Genomic DNA, 20217 nt, shown 5'->3' with positions numbered 1-20217 from the left:
GAACGGCCTTCGGCCACGCGGGAAGGTCCCTGCGGCAACGCCGCAGGGCCGCGCTTGTTCCGCCCCCGCCTCGGGCGCCGCCTCAGGGCGCGGCGGGGATCCAGTCGATCCGCACCGGAGCTTCGGTGTCGCGCGCATCGATCGGCCAGACCGGCTCAGTCCCCGCCGGCGCGGCGACCGGGTCGCCGATGCGGTCGATGCGCAGCTCGACCCGCCCGCCCGGCCCCTCGCGGGTCAGCAGCAGATGGTCCGGCTCGGGCGCTTCGATCCGGCAACCGGCGGCGGTGAAGAACTCGGGCCGCGCCCGGCGCAGCGCCAGCGCGGCGCAGATCAGCCGCGACTTGCGCCCGGCGAAGCTGTCGAGAGCTGGGGCGGTATCCGGCGCATCGGCCCCGGCCGCGGCGGGCAGCGTCGCTGGGTCGACCGGCTCGGGGAAGCAGTCGCGCGCGCCCGCCATGGCGAGCCCGGCGATGGCGCGGAAATCGACCGCCATGCGGTTGTCCGGGTCGGTCAGCTGGAACGCCCCGATCTCGGTGCCCTGGTAGATGTCGGGCACCCCCGGCATGACCAGCTTGAGCGCGGTCTGCGCCAGCGACAGCGCCTCGCCGCGCGCCATGATCTGCGCCGCACCGGGCGGCAGTTCGCGCGACCAGGCCGCCGCGAGGGCCGAGGCGAAGCGCTGCGCGGCAGCCTCGGCCTCGGCGTCGGGATGGGTCCAGGTGGTGACCTCCTTGGCTTCGCGCATCGCCTTCTCGACGTGCCGGCCGAGCCGGTCGGCGATGTCCTCGCGCCCCGCCTCCCACATCGCCAGCAGGGTCTGCAGGATGTACCAGCGCAGGTTCGGGTCGATCTCGGTCGCGCCCTCCACCTCCTCGCTGTGCTCCCACAGCGCGAGGAAGGCCTCGGGCAGATGGCTGATCGCCACCAGCCGCATCCGGGCGTCCTCGGAGCGCTTGGTGTCGTGGGTGGAGGTCAGCGTCATCTCGCTGGGCGCGCGGCGCGACAGCCAGCCCGACAGCTCCTCGGGGGTGATCGAGGGCTCGTCGGGGTCGGCGCCGACCTCGTTGGCGGCGATGTAGCGGTTCCAGCGGAAGCCCGCGGTGTCCTCATGCGCCTTGGCCAAGAGCGCGCCCGTCACCTGCTGGAAGCGGCACTGGAAGGCGCGGGCCACCTCGTCCTGCGGGTCGGTGATGAAACCCGAGACCAGCCGGACGGTGGCGTCGGTGCGCAGCCCCTCCCCCGCCCTTTCGGTCACGGCGCGCATCAGCTCCAGCTCGTCGCCGGCCGGCGTCGTGCCGGGCGCGAAATAGGTGCGGTAGCGCGGGAAGGCCACGAGCAGCGCGATGATCGCCTCGCGCAGCGCCTCGTCGCCGGTCTCGATCGCGCCGTCGGGCCCGAGCGCCTCGCGCGCCATGGCGATGAGCTGGTGCAGCTCGGCGGCCAGCTCCAGCCGGATCACCTCGTGCTTGGCGGCCTCGAGCACGTCGTGGAACCGGCCCTCGCGCCCGGTCTCGCGCCGCCAGGTCTCGTCGAGCCGCGCCAGGCCCGAGGCGTCGGTCAGGATGCGCGAGATCGCGCGCGCCGCCTCGTAGCCGGTGGTGCCCTCGATCGGCCAGTCGGCGGGCACGGTCTCGTCGCCGGTCAGGATCTTCTCGATCCAGACCGGGGTGTCGCCGACCCGGTCGCGCAGCCGCCGCAGATAGGCCGCCGGGTCGGCCAGCCCGTCGATGTGGTCGAGCCGGATGGCCTGCACCAGCCCCTCGTCCAGAAGCTCGAACAGCAGCGCGTGCATGTCGTCGAACACCGTCTCGTCCTCGACCCGCATGCCGATCAGCCCGGTGACGTTGAAGAAGCGGCGATGGGTGACGCCGTCGCGCTCGTATTCCCAATGCGTCAGCCGCCAGTGCTGCGCGGCATGGGCCTCGCGGATCGCGTCCGGGTCGCGGCGCCCGTCCTCGGGCGGCAGCGTGCCGGCGGCCATCGGCACGGCGAAATGCTCGGTCGCGAATTCCGGGCCGGTCTCGCCCTCGCGCAGCGTGAAGGCGCCCTGCTCCAGCATCTCCTCGAAGGGCGCGCCGAGGAAGGGCAGCACCAGCCGCCCCTTGGCCCAGTCGATGTCGAAATGCCGGGCGTAGCGGCTGTCGGGCCCGTGGCGCAGGACGTCGCGCAGCCACGGATTCTCGAGACCGAAGGCGGTGTGGTTCGGCACGATGTCGAGCACGATGCCGAGGCCGGCCTGCCTCGCCGCGCGGGCCAGCGCCTCGAAGCCCTCGCGCCCGCCCAGCGCCGGGTCGATCTCGGTCGGGTCGGTGACGTCGTAGCCATGGGTCGAGCCGGTGGTCGCGGTGAAGACCGGCGAGAGGTAGAGATGGCTGACCCCGAGACCGGCGAGATAGGGCAGCAGCCGCCGCGCTGTGTCGAAGTTCACGCCTTCGCGCAGCTGCAGGCGGTAGGTGGCGCGGGGAAGCTCGGTGCTCATCAGTGGCGGCTCACGATCACGGCGAAGGCGAAGGGATCGGCGGCGGGATCGCCGATGGCGAAGTCGTGCGGCTCGGCCGTGGGCGGCGTGTCGGGCGGCGAGCCGAGATTGATTCGTGCCACGACGTGGCCGTCCCGGAAAGGCCAAAGCGCGGAGAGCGCGCGCGGGCCGGTGCGGGCGACCCGCGCATCCCCGGCGCGGCCCGACTTCATCAGCGGCACGATCTTTTCGGCCCTGAGCGTCAGCAGGTCGCGCGTCAGCCCGCGCCAATGCGCCATGTGGTCGGCCTCGCCCCGGAAGGGGTGCGAACGCTCGAAGGTCTCGCGCGCGTTGGGGTCGGGCACCTCGCCCGAGAAGCCCGCGAAATGCTCGAACTCCCTCTGCCGCCCCTCGCGGGTGAGCCGCGCCAGCTCGCCCTCGTGGTCGCAGAAGAACAGGAAGGGCGCGGTCTCGCCCGCCTCCTCTCCCATGAACAGCATTGGCACGAAGGGCGAGGTGAGCAGCATCGCATGCGCCACCTCGACGCCGCGCGGATCGGCCAGCGAGAGCAGCCGCTCGCCCACGGCGCGGTTGCCGACCTGGTCGTGGGTCTGGTTGGAGTTGACGAAGCCGGTCCAGGGCAGGTGCGCGGCCGGGCGGCCGCGGCGGGTCTCGCGGCCGGGGCGGGGCTGGCCCTCCTCGACATGGCCGCGGCCCAGCGCCAGCACCAGATCGCCGATCGGGTCATGCGCGAAGGGCTTGTAGTAGCCCTCGCTCTCGCCGGTCAGCGCGACGTGGACCGCGTGGTGGTAGTCGTCGTTCCAGCTCGCGGCGTAGAGCTTGGTATCGCGCAGCTCGGGCTCGTTGCGCTCGTCCTCGGTGACGAGGTGAACGGGGCGGTCGAGGCCCGCGTCGCGCACCCGCTCGCCCAGCTCGACCAGCACGTGGTGCGGGCTCGGGTCCTGGATCTGGTGCACCGCGTCGAGCCTCAGCCCGTCCAGCCGGTAGTCGCGCAGCCAGTAGAGCGCGTTCTCGACGAAGAACTCGCGCACCGCCGGCTTGGTGAAGTCGATGGCGGCGCCCCACGGCGTGTGGCGCGCCTCCTCGAAGAACTCGGGCGCGTAGGCGTGCAGATAGGCGCCGTCGGGGCCGAAATGGTTGTAGACCACGTCGAGCAGCACCATCAGCCCGGCCGACTGCGCCGCCTCGACCAGATCCTGCAACTCCTCGGGCGTGCCGTAGGCCGGGTGCGGCGCGTAGGGCAGAACGCCGTCATAGCCCCAGCCGCGATCGCCCTGCCACTGGCCCACCGGCATGATCTCGATCGCGGTGATGCCGAGATCGGCCAGCTCCTGCATCCGTTTCGCGGCGGCCGCGAAGGTGCCTTCCTCGGTGAAGGTGCCGACATGCACCTCGTAGATGACGGCCTCTTCCCAGGCGCGGCCGACCCATTTCGACGTCCACTCGCGCGCACCGGGATCGGCCAGGACCGAGGCGCCGTGCACGTCGCCCGCCTGCCGCCGCGCCGCCGGGTCGGGGCGCGCCTCGCCGTCGATGACGAACATGTACTCCGTGCCGGTCTCAGCCGCGGCCTCGACCTGCCAGAATCCGTCCTCGCCGCGGGTCATCGGCGTCTCGGCCCCGCCGAGCTGCAGCGCGACCTTGTCGGCCGAGGGCGCCCAGAGGCCGAAGCGCCAGCGCCCTTCCCCGATGCGCTGCGCGCCCCAGCGCGACTGCGTTTGTGCGTCCGCGCGCTTCGACGACCTGTCCTGGCTCATGATGATCCTCTTTGCCCCTGCAACGCGAACGGGCCAGCGCCCCGGGCGGTTCCGCCCGCGCTGCGACATGCCGTCAAGGAACATAGGCGGCGCAGCGTCCTTTCTCCTGCGACCGGCCGCGAGGCCACCACGCAACAGACAGGACATGACATGGATCTGGGCATCAAGGGCAAGCGCGCGCTGATCACCGGCGGCTCGGGCGGCATGGGCGTCGAGGTGGCGCGGCTGCTGATCGCGGAAGGGGCGCTGCCCTTCCTGAGCGACGTGAGCGAGGACGACCTGAAGGCCGCGGCCGAGAAGCTCGACGGCATCGACGGCCACATGGCGGCCGACCTGACCGACACCGGCGACATCGCCCGTCTCGCCGACACGCTGAAGCAGAAGGGCGGCTGCGACATCCTCGTGCACGCCGCCGGCGTCACCGGCGCCAAGGGCGACCCGCTGGAGATGACCGACGAGGACTGGAACGAGGCCTGGGAGATCGACTTCATGTCCGCCGTCCGGCTCAGCCGGGCGCTGGTGCCGCAGATGGTCGAGAAGGGCTGGGGCCGGGTGGTCTTCGTGACCTCGGAGAACGCGGTGCAGCCCTACCCGGACGAGGCGGTCTACAACGCCGCCAAGGCGGCGCTGCTGAACTTCACCAAATGCGTCTCGATGCCCTATTCGCAGAAGGGCGTGCTGTTCAACGCGGTCGCGCCCGCCTTCATCGAGACGCCGATGACCGACGGCATGATGGAGAAGCGCTCGGAGGAGCTGGGCGTCAGCAAGGAGGAGGCGATCGAGAGCTTCCTCAAGGAGGAGCGCCCCTTCCTCAAGCTCGGCCGCCGCGGCAAGGTCGAGGAGGTCGCGCCGGTGATCGCGCTGCTCTGCTCGGACCGGGCGAGCTTCACCGTGGGCTCGGCCTACCGGGTGGATGGCGGCGCGGTCGGGGCGATGAACCTCTGATCCCTGCCGGCCTGAACGAAACAGGGCCGCCCCCGGGCGGCCCTGCCTTCTTCGCGATCCGAAGCGATCAGTCCTCCATCGGGCCGCCGGCCTCCTTCCACTGGGGGACGCCGCCGATATTGGTCACGTTCTGGAATCCCATCTCCTTGAGCGTCTTGCCGGCCAGCGCCGCCTGCCCGCCCGCACCGCAGACGAGGTAGATCTCGGCATCCTTGGCGAGCCTCGGCTCGTGGAACTGGCTCTCGGGGTCGGCCATGAACTCGATGAAGCCGCGCGGCGCGCGCAGCGCCCCCGCGATCGTGCCGGTCTTGGCGATGGCGGCCGAGTCGCGCACGTCGACGAAGAGCGCGCCGCTGCCGTGCTTCTTGATCGCCTCCTCCGCGGGGATGCGCTCCACCTGCGCGTTGGCTTCCTCGAGGTAGTCCTTGGCGGTCTTCATGCTGTGCTCCCTGACCTGAAACGGGCGCGGCCCCGCTGGACCGCACCTCCATGATGGTAGACCTCGCGCGGCGTCCCGCAAGACGGCGGCCCCGGGTCGGCAAACCGCGCGAGAATCCCGTCGCCGCGGCCGGGCGAAGCGGCTATGGACGCGGGCATGACCCAGACCGATGACATGGAACTGTTCCTCGCCGCCCCGCCGGGGCTCGAGGAGGCGCTGCGCGCCGAGGCGCTCGAAAAGGGCTTCCGCGACCCCGCCGCCCTGCCCGGCGGCGTGACGATCCGCGGCGGCTGGCCCGAAGTCTGGCGCGCCAATCTCGAGCTGCGCGGCGCGGGCCGGGTGCTGGTGCGGATCGGGTCCTTCATGGCTTTCCACCTCGCCCAGCTCGACAAGCGGGCGCGCAAGTTCCCCTGGGGCGAGACGCTGCGCCGCGACGTACCGCTCAGGGTCGAGGTGACGACGAAACGCTCGAAGATCTACCATGCCGGGGCCGCGGCCCAGCGGATCGAGACGGCGCTGACCGAGGAATTCGGCGCCACGCTCTCGCCCGAGGCCGAGCTGGTGCTGAAGGTGCGGATCGAGGACAACGCGGTGACCCTCAGCCTCGACAGCTCGGGCGAGCCGCTGCACCGGCGCGGCCACAAGGAAGCCGTCGGCAAGGCGCCGATGCGCGAGACGCTGGCGGCGCTGTTCCTGCGGCAATGCGGCTACGCGGGCGACGAGCCGGTGCTCGACCCGATGTGCGGCTCTGGCACCTTCCTGCTCGAGGCGGCCGAGATCGCGGCGGGCCTGGCACCGGGACGCGGCCGGGACTTCGCCTTCGAGCGGCTGGCGAGCTTCGACGCCGCCGCCTGGGCCGCGATGCGCGACCGCCCCGCCGGGCCGCGCCCCGCGCTGCGCTTTTTCGGCTCGGACCGCGACGCCGGCGCGATCCGCGGGGCCGAGGCCAATGCCGAACGCGCCGGGGTGGCCGACCTCGTCACCTTCCGCCAGCACGCGATCAGCGATCTCGAGCGCCCCGAGGGCGCGCCGGGCCTCGTCATGGTCAACCCGCCCTACGGCGCGCGGATCGGCAACAAGAAGCTGCTCTACGGCCTTTACGGCGCGCTGGGCGAGGTGCTGAAGACGCGGTTCTCCGGCTGGCGGGTCGGGCTGGTGACCAGCGAGACGGGCCTTGCCCGCGCCACCGGCCTGCCCTTCGTGCCGGCCGCGGCGCCGGTGCCGCTGGGCGGGCTCAGGGTGCAGCTCCACCGCACCGATCCGCTGCCCTGACGGCGGCCCCGCGTGAACGCGGTCCGGTCGCCATGGCCGGGAGGCCGGCAGCGGGCCGGGGCCGGAAGGACGCGGAGAGCGTCGGTGCCGGGCCATGCGCCCAAGGACCGCCGGGCGATGTCAGCTGAGTTCGTCCAGCCCTTCATGGACCGCCTCGATGCGGGCCAGATGGGCGCGGCCCTTGGCGCCGGAGCGCTGGAACGCCTCGAAGGCGATCAGCCGCAGCACCGCCATGGAGCCGGCATAGCTGTCGAAGACATGCGGGTTCTCCACCGGGCAGCTTATGGTCCATTCGGCATAGGTCGGCAGGATCCGCACCGAGGGATCCGTGACCAGCAGGATCCGCACGCCGGCCTTCTGAAGCGCCTCGACATAGCTGCGCATGGGGCGCACGGTGCGCCGCATCGCCACCACCACGGCGAGGTCGTCCTTGCCGAGATCGGCGATCCGCTCGGCGATGCTCTCGCCCGGGGAGGACGGGATCAGGCTGGTGCCGCTGCGGAACTGGAACACCAGCCTGCGGGCGTAGCTGGCCAGGAAGTGGCTGTTGCGAAAGCCCATGAAGGCCACCTGCCGCGCCCCGAGCAGGGCCGAGACGATCTCCTGCACCCGGTCATGCGACAGATCGGCGAGCGCGCCGCGCAGGCAGGCGGCCTCGGCATCGGCGAAGCGGTTGATGACGCCGTTCTCCGCGGCATCCGCGGCGTGGCTTTCGGTGAAGAGCGGCGATCCGGTCTGGCGCGCCTCGCGGGCGGCGAGGCGCATCTCCTCGTAGCTTTCGAACCCCACCCGCTTGACGAAGCGGGTGATGGTCGAGTTCGAGACGCCGACGCGGGCGGCCAGCTCGCTGCCGGGATACATGCTGATGTCGCCCGGGGCGGCGAGAACGTGATCGGCGACCTCCTTCTCGCGGGAACTGAGCCCCTCATAGGCGAGGTGAATCGCCCCGACGATGTCGGTCGGCTTGCTGATCGTGGCGTTCATCCTACCCGCTATCCTCACCTATCGCACAACTTCTGGGCCTTCCCCTAGAAAACCTGCCCATCTTTTCAGGTCAATAGAAAAAACTTTCCAAAAGATTTGACAGACTGGAAAACTGGTTCCAGTCTGCCCTCACGTCACGTAGCGCTGGGCCGTCGCGTTGTCAGGAGGATGGGATGCCGAGAGTTGCCGAAGCCGCGAGGTCCGCGAGCCTCAAGCTCAACAAGGTCGTGGAGGTCACCTGCGTCGCCCTGCTGGTGCTGCTGGTCCTCGACGTCTGGCTCGGGGTGCTGGTGCGCTACGTCATCCCGCTGCCGCTGACCTTCACCGAGGAGCTGGCCCGCTACCTGATGATCTGGATGGCGCTGCTCGCGGTCTCCTCGGGCATCGCCTACCGCGAGCATATCGGGGTCGAGTTCCTGTTCGCCAAGTTCCCGGCCACGGGGCGGCGCTACCTCGCGGTCGGCTTCGACCTGATCGCCTTCGCCTTCTTCGCGCTGCTGTTCTGGTACGGGCTCGAATTCGTCGAGCGCGGCTTCAAGCGCCAGACCATGATCTTCGACATGCCCAAGGCCTACCCCTTCATGGGCGTGCCGCTGGCCGCGGCGCTGGCCTGCATCCAGCTGCTGCTCACCGCCATTCACGATTTCCATGCCAGCGAGGCCCCGGAACGCACCGGCGACGCGCTGGCCGGTATGAACTCGGACGCGCTCGCGCCGACGGAGAACTAAGACATGCTCGTACTCGGTAGCTTCTTCGGCCTTCTGGTCATCGGCCTGCCCGTGGGCTTCACCATCGGGGTGGCGGGGATGATCGGCATCTTCAGCATGGGCCCGAGATTCATGGCGATGGCGCCGGACCGCCTGTTCGCCGGGCTCGACCTCTTCCCCTTCCTCGCGATGCCCTTCTTCATCCTCGCCGGTGAGATCATGAACCGCTCGGGCATCACGCTGGGCCTCGTCCGGCTGGCCGACGCGCTGGTCGGCTGGATGCGCGGCGGCATGGCGCATTCCAACATGGTGGCCTCGGTGATGTTCGCCGGGATCACCGGCTCGGCCACCGCCGACGCTGCCGCCTTCGGCAACACGCTGGTGCCGGCGATGGAGAAGGCCGGCTACACCCGCCGCTTCGCCTGCGCCGTGACCGCGGCCGGCTCGATCATCGGCCCGACCATCCCGCCCTCGACCCTGGCGATCATCTACGGCTCCCTGATGGGGGTCTCGATCGCCGGGCTGTTCGCGGCGGGCATCCTGCCGGGCCTGCTGATCTGCGCGATCTGCATGCTGGTGATCGCCCTGCTCGGCAAGCGGCTCAACCTGCCCAAGGGCACGCAGAAGCCGAGCGTCCGCTCGGTCTGGGCGGCGCTCAAGGACGCCTGGCTCGCCGCCATCCTGCCGATCTTCATCCTCGGCTCGATCCTGGGCGGCATCGCCACCCCGACCGAGGCCGCCGCCATCGCCGTCTTCTACGCGCTGGTCGTCGGCGGCATCGTCTACCGCGCGCTGAGCTGGACCGACCTCTACGAGATCGCGGTGCGCACCACCCGCATCACCGGGGTGATCTTCCTGATCATCGCCTCGGCCACGATCCTCGGCTGGTGGATGGCCTTCAACCAGATCCCGCAGGCGATCGCCGAGGCCGTGCTCTCGGTCTCCGAAAACCCGACCGTGGTGATCTCGCTCATCCTCGGGCTGCTGCTGGTGATCGGGCTGTTCATGGACATCAACGCGACGCTGATCATCCTCGCCCCGGTGCTGGCGCCGCTGACGCTGCAGATCGGGATGGACCCGGTGCATGCCGGCATCATGATCATCCTCGCGCTCAACATCTCGCTGATGACGCCGCCGGTCGGCGCCTGCCTCTTCGTCCTCGCCTCGGTGACCAAGGAGAAGGTCGAGGCGATCACCACGGCGCTGTGGCCCTTCATTCTCGCCGAATTCGCGGTGCTGCTCGTCGTCGCCTACTGGGCCGACCTGACGCTGTTCATCCCGCGCCTGCTCGGCCTGTGAGCCCGTTTCGACCCCGACGACAACCAAACCAAGAAACCTGCCAACTGGGAGCCTGACCATGAAACTGAAGACCCTCGCCCTCGGCGCGATCCTTGCCGGCAGCGTCGCCCTGCCCGCCCTGGCACAGGACGTGACGATGCGGCTCGCCCACCTGAACCCCGAAGATCCGCTCAAGAGCCATTCCGGCGCCATGGCCTCGGTCTTCAAGTCGCTGGTCGAGACCGCCTCGAACGGCGAGATCGAGGTGCAGCTCTTCCCGAACGGCCAGCTCGGCAAGGACAACGAGGTGATCGACCAGGTCAGCGCCGGCATCGTCGAATCGACGATCTCCTCGGCCGGCGGCGTGGCGCAGCACTACCCGCTGGTCGGCGTGTTCGACATCCCCTTCGCCTTCCCCAACATCGGCGTCGCCAGCCGGGTGATCGACAAGGACAGCGCCTTCGGCCAGGAATTCGTCGCCGATCTCGAGGCCGAGACCGGTCTCAAGGTGCTGGGCCTGCTCGACTCGGGCGGCTTCTTCGCCTTCACCAACAGCGAGCGCCCGATCAAGACGGTCGAGGACATGGAGGGCCTGCGCATCCGCACGATGACGCTGCCCACCCACGAGGCGCTGGTGACCTCGCTCGGCGGCAAGCCGACCCCGCTGCCCTGGGCCGAGGTCTACACCGCGCTGCAGACCGGCGTGGCCGACGGCCAGATGAACCCGGTCCCGGTCATCGCCTTCGCCAAGTTCGACGAGGTCCAGACCTACCTGTCGCTGACCAACCACATCATCACCCCCTATGTCTGGGCGATGAACCAGGACTTCTACGACGGGCTGAGCGACGAGCACCGCGAGATCGTCGACTGGGCCTCAGAGGTCGCCACCGATGCCGGCCGCTCGATGTCGCGCATCATCGAGGCCTCCGACGAGGGCCTCGCCAAGCTCTCCGAGACCATGGAGGTCAACGTCGTGACCCCCGAGGAGCAGGCGAAGTTCGCCGCGGCCACCCAGCCCGCCGTGCGCGCCCTGATCGAGGAGAAGTACGGCGAGAAGGGCCTGCAGATGCTCGAATCGATCCAGAGCTCGGTCGAGGCCGCGAAGTTCTGACTAAGGTTCCGCCCGGACCCGGACGACGCCGTCCGGGTCCGGCCCACCCCCAAGACAACACCCGAAGGAGATCGACGTGCAGACTGCAAGTCGCGTGACACTGTCCTGTGATGGCGAGATCATCCGCAATCCGCTGGCCGACCCGCAGGCGGCCTATGGCGAGGCCCAGGAGGCGATCCTGAGCGATGCCGGCCTCGCGCAGGCCCGCGCGGCCATCACCGCCTGGCCGGGCTACGCGACGACCCCGCTGCACCGGCTCGAGGGGCTGGCCCGCGAGGCCGGCGTCGCCGCGCTGCACTACAAGGACGAGGGCCCGCGCTTCGGGCTGGGCAGCTTCAAGGCGCTCGGCGGCGCCTATGCCGTGGCGCAGCTGCTGCGCCGCGAGATCGCCGCGCGCCGGGGCGGCGAGATGCCGGCGATGGAGGAGATCCTGCGCGGCGACCACCGCGACGTGGTGCGCGAGATCACCGTCTGCTGCGCCACCGACGGCAATCACGGCCGCTCGGTCGCCTGGGGCGCGCAGACCTTCGGCTGCAACTGCGTGATCTTCATCCACGCCACCGTCAGCGAGGGCCGCAAGACCGCGATCGAGGCCTATGGCGCCGAGGTGCGCCGCACCACCGGCAACTACGACGACTCGGTCCGCGAGGCGCAGCACACCGCCGAGCGCGAGGGCTGGTTCGTGGTCTCCGACACCTCCTATCCCGGCTACACCGAGATCCCCAAGGACGTGATGCAGGGCTACGAGCTGATGGCGGCCGAGGCCGACGCGGCGCTGGCCGAACCGCCGACCCACATCCTGCTGCAGACCGGCGTCGGCGGAATGGCCGCCGCCGTGGCGGCCTATTTCAAGCGCCGCTACGGCGCGGCGCGGCCGAAGATCATCCTCGCCGACCCGGTTAACTCGGCCTGCTGGGCCGAGACGATCCGCGCCGGCGTGCCGACGGCGGTGCATGGCGATCTCGACACGCTGATGGCCGGCCTCGCCTGCGGCGAGATCTCGATCAACGCCTGGGAGGTGCTGCGCGAGAGCTGCGACGCCGTGGTGACGGTGTCGGACGCCGACGCGATCGCGCTGATGACGGCGCTGGCGGCGCCGACCTCTGGCGACACGCCGATCGTCGCGGGCGAGTCGGCGGTGGCCGGGCTGGCCGCGCTGTTCACGCTGATGCGCTCCGAGGAGGATCGCGCCGCGCTGGAGCTCGGGCCCGATGCGCGGGTGCTGGTCTTCGGCACTGAGGCCGACACCGACCCGGCGCTCTACCAGCAGCTCGTCGGCCGCAGCGCCGCGCAAGTCCTGCAGGTGACGTGATGGCCACCGGACCCTGCATCGACCTCGACCGCCTGATGGGCCGGCTGCGCGCCCTGGGCGACGTCGGCGCCCTGCCCGGCGGCGGCGTCAAGCGGCTCGCGCTGAGCGACGAGGACAAGGCCGGCCGGGATCTGGTCTGCGGCTGGATGCGCGCGCTCGGCCTCGAGATCACGACCGACTGCATCGGCAATGTCTGGGGCGTGCGGCGCGGCCGCGAGGACACCGCCCCCGTCGTGATCGGCTCGCATATCGACACCGTCGCCACGGGCGGGCTCTATGACGGCAATCTCGGCGTCCTGGCCGGGCTCGAGATCGTAGAGACCCTGAACGACGCCGGGATCGAGACGCGCCGCCCTGTCGCGGTCGGCTTCTTCACCAACGAGGAAGGCGCCCGCTTCGCGCCGGACATGATGGGCTCCGGCGTGGCCCAGGGCGCGCTCGACCTGGCGCAGACGCTCGCGACCGTGGGCATCGACGGGCAGCGCGTCGGCGACGAGCTGCGGCGCATCGGCTATGCCGGCGACGCGCCCCCCCTCGCCCTGAAGCCCGACAGCTTCCTCGAGCTGCATGTCGAACAGGGCCCCGTACTCGAGCGCGAGGGCATCGCCATCGGCGCGGTGACCGGCGTGCAGGGCATCTCCTGGACCGAGTTCACGGTGACGGGCGTCTCCAACCATGCCGGCACGACGCCGATGGCGATGCGCCACGATGCCGGCGTGGTCGCGGCCCGGATCGCGCTCGAGGCGCGCACGATCGCCGATGCGTTCGGCCCGCCCCAGGTGGCGACGGTGGGCTCGTTCCGGCTCGAGCCGGACCTGGTCAACGTCGTGCCCCAGAAGGCGGTGCTGACCGTCGATCTGCGCAACACCGACAACGTCCGGCTGATCGAGGCCGAGACGCGGCTGCGCAGCGCGGCGCGCAAGGCCGCGGCCGAGGAAGGCTGCACGGTCGAGCTTCGCAGCCTGGCCCGGTTCGACCCGGTCGAGTTCGACGAGGGGCTGGTGGCCGCGATCGAGACCGCCGCGGCGGAGCTGGGCCACGGCGTGCGGCGCATGCCCTCCGGGGCCGGGCACGACGCGCAGATGTTCGCCCCGAACTGCCCGACGGCGATGGTCTTCGTCCCCTCGAAGAACGGCCTCAGCCACAACATCAACGAGTACACGGCGCCCGAGGAGATCCGGGCCGGCGTCGACGTGCTGTTCCGCGTGGCCCTGGCCCGCGCCGGAGCGGACATCCTTGCGGAGCAGGACCAATGAACAGACAATATGTTGTAGCCGCCGCCCAGCTCGGCCCGATCGCCCGCGACGAGTCGCGCGCCTCGACCGTGGCGCGGATGGTCGCGCTGATGCGCAAGGCCAAAAGCCGCGGCGCCGAGGTCGTCGTCTTCCCCGAGCTGGCGCTGACCACCTTCTTCCCGCGCTGGTATCTCGAGGACGAGGCCGAGCTCGACCGCTTCTACGAGACCGCCATGCCGAGCGACGAGACGCGGCCGCTGTTCGACGCGGCGGTCGAGCTCGGCCTGGGCTTCTATCTCGGCTATGCCGAGCTGGTGCAGGAGAACGGCCGCAAGCGGCGGTTCAACACCTCGATCCTGGTGGACAGCAGCGGCGAGATCGTCGGCAAGTACCGCAAGATCCACCTGCCGGGCCATTTCGAGCACGAGCCGTGGCGGCCGTTCCAGCATCTCGAGAAGCGCTATTTCGAGCACGGCGATCTCGGCTTTCCGGTGCACGAGGCCTTCGGCGGCACGATGGGCATGTGCCTGTGCAACGACCGCCGCTGGCCGGAGACCTTCCGCGTGCTGGGCCTGCGCGGCGCCGAGATGGTCATGCTGGGCTACAACACGCCGCTGCACTACCCGCTCGCGCCCGAGCACGACCACCTGCAGAACTTCCACAATCACCTGTGCATGCAGGCCGGCGCCTATGCGAACGGCTGCTGGGTGGTGGCGGTGGCCAAGGCCGGGCACGAGGAGGGCTGCGACCTGATCGGCGGCACCTGCATCATCGCGCCCACCGGCGAGATCGTGGCCCAGACGCAGGGCTTCGGCGACGAGCTGGCGCTGGCGGAGGTGGATCTCGATCGCTGCAAGGAGATCCGCGAGAACATCTTCAACTTCGCGCTGCACCGCGAACCCGAGGACTACGCGCCGATCTGCGCGCCGAAGGCGCCGCAGGCGGCCCGCTCCCCCGAGATGTCCGACGCCTGAGGCGCGCCGACGCGCGCAGGACGACGGCGCGGGCCGCAGACCGGCCCGCGCCAGCCCCGTCAGTGATGCGGGTCGTAATAGGGCTTCTTCGGCTTCGGGTAGACCGGCAGATGCGGCAGCAGCACGTGCTCGGGCTGCTCGATCGCGAACATGAAGGCGCGCGCGATGTCCTCGGGGCGCAGCGCGTCGGGCTTTTCCTCGTCGAAGAACGGCGTGTCGGTCATGCCCGGATGCAGGCATGTGACCCGGCCGCCGGCATCGCCCAGCTCGGCGCCGAGATTGTCGGCATAGCCGCGGATGAACCACTTGGTGGCCGAGTAGACCGAGCCCCAGACGGTGCCCTGCGCGGCCAGCGAGCCGATCAGCACCATGTGCCCCTTCGACGCGCGCAGATGCGGCAGCGCGTATTTCGCGGTGTAGGTCACGGCGAGGCAGTTCACCTCGATCATCTCGCGGAAGCTCTCGACCGAGCCGGCCTCGGTGCCCCGCGCCGAGGCCCCGAGCCCGGCATTGGGCACCACCACGTCGAGCCGGCCGAAATGATCGACGGCGCGCGCAACCATGCGCTCCTGCGCCGCCGGGTCGGTGACGTCGGTGGGCAGCGCGATGGCGTTCTCGGCCCCGAACTCCTCGACCAGCGCGTCGAGCCTGTCGGCCGAACGGGCGGCGAGCGCCACCTTGTGGCCGGCGGCGACGGCGTGGCGGGCGCAGATCTCGCCGATGCCCGAAGAGGCGCCGGTGATCAGGATGACCTTGGACATGTCATCTCCTTCCTGTGTCGTGGAACGGCAAATGGCGCCGCCCTCTCGGGGCGGCGCCACGGGGCTCACTTGAGCAGCGCCAGCACCTTTTCGGCCGCGCCGTCCGAGGAGGCCGGGTTCTGGCCGGTCACGAGGCGGCCATCGGCGACCGAGTGCGGCTGCCAGTCCGCGACGCCCTCGAACGCGGCGCCCAGCTCGCGCAACGTCGTTTCCAGCAGGAACGGCATGGCGTCGGCGAGGCCCACCGCCCGCTCCTCGCTGTCGGTGAAGGCCGAGACCTTGCGGCCCTTGACGATCGGGTCGCCATTGGCGTCGACCGCCTTCCTGAACGCCGCGGGGCCGTGGCAGACCGAGGCGACGACCTTGCCCTGGTCCCAGGCCTTGCCGATCACCGCGGCCACGAGATCGCTCTCGGCCAGGTCGTACATCGCGCCGTGGCCGCCGGGGATGTAGAGCGCGTCGTACCCGGCGATGTCCTCGTCCTCGAGCCGGGCCGGGGCGGCCAGCAGCGCCGTCGCGGCGGCGTCGTCGCGGAAGCGGGCGACCGAGGTCGGGGCGTCTTCGCCGGTGGCGTCGGAGTTCGGGTCGATCGGCACCGCGCGGCCGCCGAGCGTGGCCAGCGTCACCTCGTGGCCGGCGTCGCGGAAGGCGTAGTAGGGCGTCGCCAGTTCCTCGTACCAGACGCCGGTGGGCTTGCCGGTCTCGCCGAGAACGTCGGAGGCGGTCGAAAGAATGAGAATGCGTGCCATGGGTCCTGTCTCCTTGTTGCTCCGTGGTGCGGCGCGCGGTCCCGTCACGGGCCGCGCCGCCCCTCGAGACCCCAGATAGGGCCGTGGCACGCCATCGAGAAATTGATGCAGGCAAGATCAGAAATCGATATTCCGGAGACATGACACCCGATCTCTCGCTTCTGCGCGTGTTCCATGCGGTCATGGAGGAGCGCAACGTCACCGCCGCCGCCGAGCGGCTCGGCCAGTCGCAGAGCACCGTCAGCGCGGCGCTGTCGCGGCTGCGCGAGGCGCTGGGCGACGAGCTGTTCCTGCGCGCCCGCTACGGGGTCGAGCCGACCGAGAGGGCGCTGGAGATCGCGCCCGACATCGCCGCCGGGCTGGAGCGGCTGGAGCAGGCCTTCCGCGCGGCCGAGCCCTTCGACCCCGCCCGCACCACCCGCCGCTTCCGGCTGCTGCTGGGACCCTATGTCGAGGTGGCGCTGCTGCCCGAGCTGGCCGCCGCCCTGGCCGAGCGGGCGCCGAGGGCGGCGCTGGAGATCGCGCCGCTGGGCCCCGACCTCGACTCGCGCAGCCTTGCCGGCCGGGCCTTCGACCTGGCGATCGGCCGCTTCCACAACCGGACGGACGACCTCGTGGTCTCGCAGCTCTTCGAGGACGGCTTCCGCTGCCTCGTCGCGCCGCAGGCGCTGCCGGAGGGCGCATCGCTCGACCGCGCGCTGTTCGAGCGGCTGCCGCATGTGGTGGTCGCGCCGCCCGGCAAGTGGCACTCCGGGCTGCACAAGCGGATGGAGGACACGGGGCTGCGCCGCAACACGGCGGTGGTGGTGTCGCATTTCCTGTCGGCGCCGCCGGCGGTGGCGCGGCTCGGCGGCATCGCCACGGTGCCCACGCGGGTCGCGGCGATGACGGCCGCACCCTTCGGGCTGCACGACCTGCCCGTGCCGGTCGAGCTCGGCACCTTTCCCAGCCAGGTCGCCTGGCACCCGCGCCTGCGCCGCGACGCGGGCCACCGGTGGCTGCGCGGGCTGATCGGCGAGATCGTGGCGGGCTTCACCTCAGGCGGCTGACAGGCCCGGCAGAACCGCCTCGGCCAGCTCCAGCACGGCCGCGACCCGCGCGATGTTGCGCGAGCCGGGACGGAAGGTGAGGTAGACCGGTGCCTCGGGCGAGGTCCAGCCGGGCAGGCAGCGCACCAGTTCGCCGCGTGCCAGCGGCTCGGCCAGCATGAAGGCGGGCAGGAAGCCGAAGCCCTGCCCGGCGCGGGCCAGCTCCAGCAGCACGCCGAAATTGCGCACCGCGATCGGGCCGGTGACGTCCACCGCGACCTTCTCGGGGCCTCTCTCGAAGCGCCATGTCGCGCCGGGCCGGTCGCCGCGGAAGGTGAGGCAGGGCCGCGTCGCGAGATCGGCGGGCCGCCGCAGCGGCGCGGCTTCGGCCAGCTCAGGCGCGGCGACGAGCCAGCGGCAGAACCCGCCCATCGGCTTGGCCACCAGCCGCTCGTCATGCACGCGGCCGACCCGGATCGCGAGATCGGTGCCGGGGTCCTGCATGTCCTCGAAGGCGTAATCCGCCCGCATCACGAGGCTCAGCTCCGGATGACGGCGGCGCAGCTCGGGAAAGAGGCGGGCCGCGACCAGCGCGCCGAATTCCGGCGTCGCGGCGATGGTGACCTGTCCGGTCACGCCGGCGCGCTCCTCCGCCACGATGTCGCCCAGCACGTCGATCTCGGCCAGGATCGAGCGGATGCGGTCGTCGAGCCGCCGCCCCACCGGCGTCAGCCGCACCGAGCGCGCGCCGCGCTCGAGCAGCCGCACGCCGAGATGATCCTCGAGCTGCGCCACGTGGCGGCTGACGCCGGACTTGGCGATACCGAGCTGCGCCGCGGCGGCGCTGATCCCGCCGAGCCGCGCCACGGTGCGGAAGCTGACCAGGGCCGGCAGGCCTATCGTTCTAATACCCAGAACCATGGGTTCCATCTTATCCGTCTGTTGCGAAGTGTGAAGCGTCCGTATCTCCGACCCGTCACCGCGCCGAAGGGCGCCAGAGCAGATCGGAGATCGACATGAACATCCTCATCACGGGCGCCGGCAGCGGCTTCGGCCAGCTCATCACCGCCGACCTCCTGAAGGCGGGCCACCGGGTCGCGGGCTCGATGCGCGACGTCTCGGGCCGCAACGCCGAGACCGCCGCGAAGCTGCGCGCGCTCGGCGCCGAGATCGTCGAGATCGACGTGACCAACGACGCCTCGGTCGAGGCGGGCGTGGCCGCGGCGCGCGCGCGGCTCGGCCGGATCGACGCGCTGGTCAACAATGCCGGCGTCGGCGCGCATGGGCTGCAGGAGAACTTCTCGGCCGACGATTTCCGCCGCCTGTTCGAGATCAACCTCTTCGGCGTGCAGCGGATGATCCGCGCCGTGCTGCCCGAGATGCGCGAGCGCGGCGAGGGGCTGATCCTCAACGTCTCGAGCCTTCTGGGCCGCGTCGCCCTGCCCTTCTACGGGCCCTACAACGCGACGAAATGGGCGCTCGAGGCGCTGTCGGAGAACTACCGCGCCGAGCTGTCGGCCTTCGGCGTCGAGCTGGCGCTGGTCGAGCCGGGCGGCTTTCCCACGGGCTTCATGGCCAACCTGATGCAGCCCGCCAGCCGCGACCGCGACGCGGGCTACGGCGAGATGGCCGGCGCGCCCGAGGCCTCGCTCGCGGGCTTCGAGGGCTTCCTTGCCCAGAACCCGCAGCAAAACCCGCAGCTCGTCTCGGATGCGGTGGTCGCGGTGATCGGTGCGGCCCATGGCACCCGCCCCTTCCGCACCGAGGTCGACCGCATCGGCATGGCCGAGCCGCTCAAGGCATATAACGACCATCTCGGACAAGTGACCGAAGGGATCTATGCCAGCCTCGGCATCGCCGGGATGCTGTCTTTGCCGGGCAAGGCCCCGGACGCGGCCTGAAGATCACCGACCGGCCGGACCGTCCGGCCGGTCCCCGGCCCACAAGGAGTGACGCCATGAAATACGCAGTTCTCGGCACCGGCATGGTCGGCCACACGCTCGCCACCCGCCTGCACGAGCTGGGCCACGAGGTCCGCATGGGCGCCCGCGTGGCGGCCAACGAAACGGCCGTGGCCTGGGCGGAGGCGCGCGGCGCGCGCGCCGGTCACGGCAGCTTCGCCGAAGCCGCCGCCTGGGCCGATCGGGTGATCGTCGCGGTGAACGGCGCGCAGATCGAGGCCTTCGCCGAGGCGCTCGGCAACGACGCCGCCGCCGGCAAGACGGTGATCGACGTGACCAACCCGCTCGATTTCTCGCAGGGCATGCCGCCGATCCTGGTGCCCGAGCTTTCGAACACCACCTCGGCCGGCGAGGCGCTGCAAGCGCGCCTGTCCGGCGCGCGCGTGGTCAAGACGCTGAACACCATGAACCACGAGGTGATGGTCGACCCGGCCCGGGTGCCGGGGCAGAGCGACGCCTTCCTCTGCGGCGATGACGAGGTCGCCAAGGCCGAGGTGCGCGAGTTTCTGGCCGAGCTCGGCTGGCCGGAGCCGATCGACATGGGCCCCCTCTCGGCCGCCCGCGGCCTCGAAGGGCTGATGCCTTTCTGGCTCAGGATGTGGGGCGTGGTGGGCAGTGCGGACTTCAACTACCGCATCGTGCGGAAGTGATCTGCCGGGTGCCAAGGTCGGGGTCGTTCGAGAGGTTTTCACGGAATCGGCGGCCCGCCGGGCTGCCTAAGCTGCAGGCAACCGCATCATCACGGTGCGAGGCGGCCCTCAAGGACACCAAAGAACCAAGATGCGAGGACCGGCAGCGGCCGGTCCTACGTCGTACCAGTGCTTTGAATCGGTCGTGCGGAGCGTTTCCGAAACGGCTTCGACCCTGTCCGGTTCCGCGCCGTACGGGTGGGTGTGCCTGCTTTGGGGGGGTGTTGGTTGCGGGAGCAGGATTTGAACCTGCGACCTTCAGGTTATGAGCCTGACGAGCTACCGGGCTGCTCCATCCCGCGCCATGTCGCGTGGCCTCTGGCCCCTGTGGGGGTTTTGGAGGGCCGCGCCTTGTCATCGTATCAGAGAGAAGGGGCGATGTTTCTTTCTAGGTCTGGCGGTGACTTACTCTCCCACGTCTTGAGACGCAGTACCATCAGCGCAACGGCGCTTAACGGCCGAGTTCGGAATGGGATCGGGTGTTTCGCTCGTGCTATGGCCACCAGACCGAGGAAGAAACATCTGTTCGGTGGCCG

Annotated in this window: 18 protein-coding genes, 1 tRNA gene and 1 rRNA gene; 11 read left to right on the top strand and 9 right to left on the bottom strand. The window is 70.6% G+C overall.

Features of this window, described 5'->3' with window-relative positions; all coding sequences use genetic code 11:
* Positions 1 to 82: 82 nt before the first annotated feature.
* Both treY and treZ read right to left on the bottom strand, forming a co-directional pair.
* Positions 83 to 2479 carry a malto-oligosyltrehalose synthase gene (treY, locus tag BLT43_RS03845; protein WP_242652211.1) on the bottom strand — a complete coding sequence of 799 codons (2397 nt, stop codon included), beginning with the start codon at positions 2477 to 2479 and terminating at the stop codon, positions 83 to 85.
* Positions 2479 to 4236 (bottom strand): malto-oligosyltrehalose trehalohydrolase, encoded by a 1758-nt coding sequence (gene treZ / locus BLT43_RS03840; protein ID WP_090111476.1) that lies wholly within the window; start codon positions 4234 to 4236, stop codon positions 2479 to 2481. The genes treY and treZ overlap by 1 nt, the downstream gene beginning before the upstream one ends.
* A 150-nt stretch (positions 4237 to 4386) precedes the next feature.
* Here treZ and BLT43_RS03835 point away from each other — a divergent pair, with 150 nt between their 5' ends.
* Positions 4387 to 5181 (top strand): SDR family NAD(P)-dependent oxidoreductase, encoded by a 795-nt coding sequence (locus BLT43_RS03835; RefSeq protein WP_090110275.1) that lies wholly within the window; start codon positions 4387 to 4389, stop codon positions 5179 to 5181.
* A gap of 67 nt (positions 5182 to 5248) precedes the next feature.
* On the opposite strand, the gene BLT43_RS03830 is transcribed toward BLT43_RS03835, so the two are convergent.
* Positions 5249 to 5620, bottom strand: coding sequence for a rhodanese-like domain-containing protein (locus BLT43_RS03830; RefSeq protein WP_090110274.1), 372 nt, complete (start codon positions 5618 to 5620; stop codon positions 5249 to 5251).
* 156 nt (positions 5621 to 5776) lie between these two features.
* On the opposite strand from BLT43_RS03830, the gene BLT43_RS03825 reads away from it, so the two are divergent.
* Complete coding sequence (locus tag BLT43_RS03825) at positions 5777 to 6892, top strand: THUMP domain-containing class I SAM-dependent RNA methyltransferase (RefSeq protein WP_090111474.1); 1116 nt, start codon at positions 5777 to 5779, stop codon at positions 6890 to 6892.
* A 120-nt stretch (positions 6893 to 7012) separates the two neighbouring features.
* Here BLT43_RS03825 and BLT43_RS03820 read toward each other — a convergent pair whose 3' ends face one another.
* The gene (locus BLT43_RS03820) at positions 7013 to 7876 is read right to left on the bottom strand and encodes a MurR/RpiR family transcriptional regulator (protein WP_090110273.1); all 864 of its coding nucleotides are present in this window, start codon (positions 7874 to 7876) and stop codon (positions 7013 to 7015) included.
* A 173-nt stretch (positions 7877 to 8049) separates the two neighbouring features.
* Between BLT43_RS03820 and BLT43_RS03815 the strand changes: the two genes are divergently transcribed.
* From BLT43_RS03815 to BLT43_RS03790, 6 genes are all read left to right on the top strand, one after another.
* Positions 8050 to 8604 (top strand): TRAP transporter small permease, encoded by a 555-nt coding sequence (locus tag BLT43_RS03815; protein WP_090110272.1) that lies wholly within the window; start codon positions 8050 to 8052, stop codon positions 8602 to 8604.
* 3 nt (positions 8605 to 8607) lie between these two features.
* Entirely contained in the window at positions 8608 to 9882 is a 1275-nt protein-coding gene (locus BLT43_RS03810; protein WP_090110271.1) for a TRAP transporter large permease, read from the top strand.
* Between the two features lie 58 nt (positions 9883 to 9940).
* A complete protein-coding gene (locus tag BLT43_RS03805) occupies positions 9941 to 10972 on the top strand; it encodes a TRAP transporter substrate-binding protein (RefSeq protein ID WP_090110270.1) in 1032 nt (343 codons plus the stop codon).
* 76 nt (positions 10973 to 11048) lie between these two features.
* Entirely contained in the window at positions 11049 to 12284 is a 1236-nt protein-coding gene (locus BLT43_RS03800; protein ID WP_242652210.1) for a diaminopropionate ammonia-lyase, read from the top strand.
* A complete protein-coding gene (locus tag BLT43_RS03795; protein ID WP_090110268.1) occupies positions 12284 to 13540 on the top strand; it encodes a Zn-dependent hydrolase in 1257 nt (418 codons plus the stop codon). The genes BLT43_RS03800 and BLT43_RS03795 overlap by 1 nt, the downstream gene beginning before the upstream one ends.
* Entirely contained in the window at positions 13537 to 14493 is a 957-nt protein-coding gene (locus tag BLT43_RS03790; protein WP_090110267.1) for an N-carbamoyl-D-amino-acid hydrolase, read from the top strand. The genes BLT43_RS03795 and BLT43_RS03790 overlap by 4 nt, the downstream gene beginning before the upstream one ends.
* A 59-nt stretch (positions 14494 to 14552) precedes the next feature.
* Here the strand turns inward: BLT43_RS03790 and BLT43_RS03785 are convergent, their stop codons facing one another.
* Both BLT43_RS03785 and BLT43_RS03780 read right to left on the bottom strand, forming a co-directional pair.
* Positions 14553 to 15254, bottom strand: coding sequence for an SDR family oxidoreductase (locus BLT43_RS03785; RefSeq protein WP_090110266.1), 702 nt, complete (start codon positions 15252 to 15254; stop codon positions 14553 to 14555).
* A 65-nt stretch (positions 15255 to 15319) separates the two neighbouring features.
* Positions 15320 to 16003, bottom strand: coding sequence for a type 1 glutamine amidotransferase domain-containing protein (locus BLT43_RS03780; RefSeq protein ID WP_090110265.1), 684 nt, complete (start codon positions 16001 to 16003; stop codon positions 15320 to 15322).
* Positions 16004 to 16143: 140 nt separating this feature from the next.
* Between BLT43_RS03780 and BLT43_RS03775 the strand changes: the two genes are divergently transcribed.
* Positions 16144 to 17052 (top strand): LysR family transcriptional regulator, encoded by a 909-nt coding sequence (locus BLT43_RS03775; RefSeq protein ID WP_090110264.1) that lies wholly within the window; start codon positions 16144 to 16146, stop codon positions 17050 to 17052.
* Here the strand turns inward: BLT43_RS03775 and BLT43_RS03770 are convergent.
* The gene (locus BLT43_RS03770; protein WP_090110263.1) at positions 17041 to 17961 is read right to left on the bottom strand and encodes a LysR family transcriptional regulator; all 921 of its coding nucleotides are present in this window, start codon (positions 17959 to 17961) and stop codon (positions 17041 to 17043) included. The genes BLT43_RS03775 and BLT43_RS03770 overlap by 12 nt on opposite strands.
* Before the next feature lie 86 nt (positions 17962 to 18047).
* Between BLT43_RS03770 and BLT43_RS03765 the strand changes: the two genes are divergently transcribed.
* Complete coding sequence (locus BLT43_RS03765; protein ID WP_090110262.1) at positions 18048 to 18932, top strand: SDR family oxidoreductase; 885 nt, start codon at positions 18048 to 18050, stop codon at positions 18930 to 18932.
* 56 nt (positions 18933 to 18988) lie between these two features.
* Positions 18989 to 19642: an NADPH-dependent F420 reductase gene (locus tag BLT43_RS03760; RefSeq protein WP_090110261.1), complete on the top strand. Its 654-nt coding sequence runs from the start codon at positions 18989 to 18991 to the stop codon at positions 19640 to 19642.
* A gap of 264 nt (positions 19643 to 19906) precedes the next feature.
* On the opposite strand, the gene BLT43_RS03755 is transcribed toward BLT43_RS03760, so the two are convergent.
* Together BLT43_RS03755 and rrf are read right to left on the bottom strand one after the other, a co-directional pair.
* A tRNA-Met gene (locus BLT43_RS03755) sits at positions 19907 to 19983 on the bottom strand.
* Between the two features lie 90 nt (positions 19984 to 20073).
* Positions 20074 to 20188, bottom strand: a 5S ribosomal RNA gene (rrf, locus tag BLT43_RS03750).
* Between the last annotated feature and the right edge of the window lie 29 nt (positions 20189 to 20217).

The organism is Limimaricola pyoseonensis (genome assembly GCF_900102015.1).
Taxonomy (GTDB): Bacteria; Pseudomonadota; Alphaproteobacteria; order Rhodobacterales; family Rhodobacteraceae; genus Limimaricola; species Limimaricola pyoseonensis.
Note: the sequence above shows the minus strand (reverse complement) of the source record. Positions and strands in the feature narration are given on the sequence as shown.

What these genes read in the sequence shown, in the direction of transcription:
- treY (WP_242652211.1), bottom strand. Translation starts at nt 2,479, where the DNA reads ATGAGCACCGAGCTTCCCCGCGCCACCTACCGCCTGCAGCTGCGCGAA.
- treZ (WP_090111476.1), bottom strand. Translation starts at nt 4,236, where the DNA reads ATGAGCCAGGACAGGTCGTCGAAGCGCGCGGACGCACAAACGCAGTCG.
- BLT43_RS03835 (WP_090110275.1), top strand. Translation starts at nt 4,387, where the DNA reads ATGGATCTGGGCATCAAGGGCAAGCGCGCGCTGATCACCGGCGGCTCG.
- BLT43_RS03830 (WP_090110274.1), bottom strand. Translation starts at nt 5,620, where the DNA reads ATGAAGACCGCCAAGGACTACCTCGAGGAAGCCAACGCGCAGGTGGAG.
- BLT43_RS03825 (WP_090111474.1), top strand. Translation starts at nt 5,777, where the DNA reads ATGACCCAGACCGATGACATGGAACTGTTCCTCGCCGCCCCGCCGGGG.
- BLT43_RS03820 (WP_090110273.1), bottom strand. Translation starts at nt 7,876, where the DNA reads ATGAACGCCACGATCAGCAAGCCGACCGACATCGTCGGGGCGATTCAC.
- BLT43_RS03815 (WP_090110272.1), top strand. Translation starts at nt 8,050, where the DNA reads ATGCCGAGAGTTGCCGAAGCCGCGAGGTCCGCGAGCCTCAAGCTCAAC.
- BLT43_RS03810 (WP_090110271.1), top strand. Translation starts at nt 8,608, where the DNA reads ATGCTCGTACTCGGTAGCTTCTTCGGCCTTCTGGTCATCGGCCTGCCC.
- BLT43_RS03805 (WP_090110270.1), top strand. Translation starts at nt 9,941, where the DNA reads ATGAAACTGAAGACCCTCGCCCTCGGCGCGATCCTTGCCGGCAGCGTC.
- BLT43_RS03795 (WP_090110268.1), top strand. Translation starts at nt 12,284, where the DNA reads ATGGCCACCGGACCCTGCATCGACCTCGACCGCCTGATGGGCCGGCTG.
- BLT43_RS03790 (WP_090110267.1), top strand. Translation starts at nt 13,537, where the DNA reads ATGAACAGACAATATGTTGTAGCCGCCGCCCAGCTCGGCCCGATCGCC.
- BLT43_RS03785 (WP_090110266.1), bottom strand. Translation starts at nt 15,254, where the DNA reads ATGTCCAAGGTCATCCTGATCACCGGCGCCTCTTCGGGCATCGGCGAG.
- BLT43_RS03780 (WP_090110265.1), bottom strand. Translation starts at nt 16,003, where the DNA reads ATGGCACGCATTCTCATTCTTTCGACCGCCTCCGACGTTCTCGGCGAG.
- BLT43_RS03775 (WP_090110264.1), top strand. Translation starts at nt 16,144, where the DNA reads ATGACACCCGATCTCTCGCTTCTGCGCGTGTTCCATGCGGTCATGGAG.
- BLT43_RS03770 (WP_090110263.1), bottom strand. Translation starts at nt 17,961, where the DNA reads ATGGAACCCATGGTTCTGGGTATTAGAACGATAGGCCTGCCGGCCCTG.
- BLT43_RS03765 (WP_090110262.1), top strand. Translation starts at nt 18,048, where the DNA reads ATGAACATCCTCATCACGGGCGCCGGCAGCGGCTTCGGCCAGCTCATC.
- BLT43_RS03760 (WP_090110261.1), top strand. Translation starts at nt 18,989, where the DNA reads ATGAAATACGCAGTTCTCGGCACCGGCATGGTCGGCCACACGCTCGCC.